Genomic DNA, 1,644 nt, shown 5'->3' on the forward strand with positions numbered 1-1,644 from the left:
GGAGGAGTCAGAGCAACAGGACTACAGCAAAGGATCAACCTCAATGACCTACTCCAAATTGCTCCAATTCCTCATCCTGGTAAGCAGGTTCCACAGTGCTCACCGAGGTTCTGCTTTCCAGAATGATCAACGCCTCGAGAAAGTCATCATCTATATGGAGCAGAATATTGACAGGAGCATTCCCTTGAATGAACTGGTTGAGGTCTCGAACATGAGTGCAAGCACACTCAACCGACAGTTCAAGCTATCAACGGGTTGGTCTCCAGTCGATTTCCATATCCATAGGCGAATCGCCTATGCCTCCAATCTACTTCTGACCACTGACCTGAGCATTGAGAGGATCAGTGAAAAGACCGGATTCTCCGATGCAAATTACTTCGCACGCCAGTTCAGGAGTCATATGCAGATGAGTCCACGGCAGTACAAGCAGCTGTGGACCACCCCCAAAGAAGATTAGATCACTACACCCTTCTTCAGAATGATGTTTGCATACAGTGCTGTCTCTCCGGTAGCGACAATGGCATATGCTTTCTTACTTCGTTCATAGAAGGCAAAGCGTTCAAGACGGGTAAAGCCCCCAAATGCAGGATCACCGTCCTTGCAGGTGGCCTCGTAGACATCCCAGATAGGGGTTTCGACGGTATCCCCAGGGGTTGTATCCATCAGGAAAGCGTTCTCTGCATAGGTATCAAGAGGGAACAGCTGCAAGATTGCCTTCAGCACCTCATCTGCCCCATGTCCATCCAAGCGGACCACCCGGTCATTCATGGATGCAGCGGGGAAATTTCCATCTCCGATCACGATCTCATCGCCATGGCCCATTTCCATGAGAATCTTCAATAGTTCAGGGCTAAGGATTGAGGGAATTGTTTTCAACATCGTTGACTCCTTCTAAATTTTGGATTGCATTTGCACGTGCTCTATGCGATACTATCCTTGATGTAAACGATTACATTTGTAATTATATACCTAAGGGGGATACTATGGCAAATACAAATGGAATGCAATCGGTAGGGCCTGAGAAGCGCTATGCTTCTTCCCTTCCCAAGATTGGAATTCGCCCAGTCATCGACGGCAGACAGCGAGGCGTTCGCGAGTCCTTGGAAGATCAGACCATGAACATGGCAAAGGCTGCAGCAAAGCTGATCAGCGAGAACCTGTTCCATGGAACCGGAGAGCCGGTTGAATGTGTGATTGCTGATGGAACCATCGGTCGTGTGAGAGAGAGTGCGGATTGTGCAGAGAAATTTGCCAAGGAAGGAGTAGCAGTCACCCTGACAGTAACTCCCTGCTGGTGTTATGGAACCGAGACATTTGATATGGATCCCATGACCGTAAAGGGTGTATGGGGTTTCAATGGGACAGAGCGCCCGGGTGCAGTATATCTTGCTGCAGTGCTTGCCGCTCATACCCAGAAAGGCCTTCCTGCCTTTGGTATCTATGGTCGTGACGTACAGGACAACGATGATACTTCCATCCCTGAAGATGTAGCTGAAAAGATCCTCCGTTTTGCACGTGCAGGTATTGCTGTAGCAACCATGAGAGGGAAGAGCTATCTCTCCATCGGTGGAATGTCCATGGGTATCGCTGGATCAATCGTTGACCAGGATTTCTTGCAGTCCTATCTGGGAATGCGCAGTGAAG

General features: G+C 49.1%; 2 protein-coding genes and 1 pseudogene. 2 read left to right on the top strand and 1 reads right to left on the bottom strand.

Features of this window, described 5'->3' with window-relative positions:
* A partial coding sequence (locus tag JF818_RS11135; RefSeq protein WP_233067418.1) for a helix-turn-helix domain-containing protein occupies nucleotides 1-457 on the top strand: 457 nt, incomplete at its 5' end.
* Here JF818_RS11135 and fucU read toward each other — a convergent pair.
* Nucleotides 454-879, bottom strand: coding sequence for an L-fucose mutarotase (fucU, locus tag JF818_RS11140; RefSeq protein ID WP_198892083.1), 426 nt, complete (start codon nucleotides 877-879; stop codon nucleotides 454-456). The two genes, JF818_RS11135 and fucU, sit on opposite strands and share 4 nt — an antisense overlap.
* A gap of 104 nt (nucleotides 880-983) precedes the next feature.
* Here fucU and fucI point away from each other — a divergent pair.
* Nucleotides 984-1,644 (top strand): annotated as a pseudogene (gene fucI, locus JF818_RS11145) (L-fucose isomerase); the annotation flags it as partial.

Origin of the sequence: Sphaerochaeta sp. S2, from assembly GCF_016406725.1 — a bacterium.
Taxonomy (GTDB): Bacteria; Spirochaetota; Spirochaetia; order Sphaerochaetales; family Sphaerochaetaceae; genus Sphaerochaeta.

Bases quoted from the DNA above. Each gene is read 5' to 3' on its own strand.
- fucU (WP_198892083.1), bottom strand. From the start codon at position 879: ATGTTGAAAACAATTCCCTCAATCCTTAGCCCTGAACTATTGAAGATT.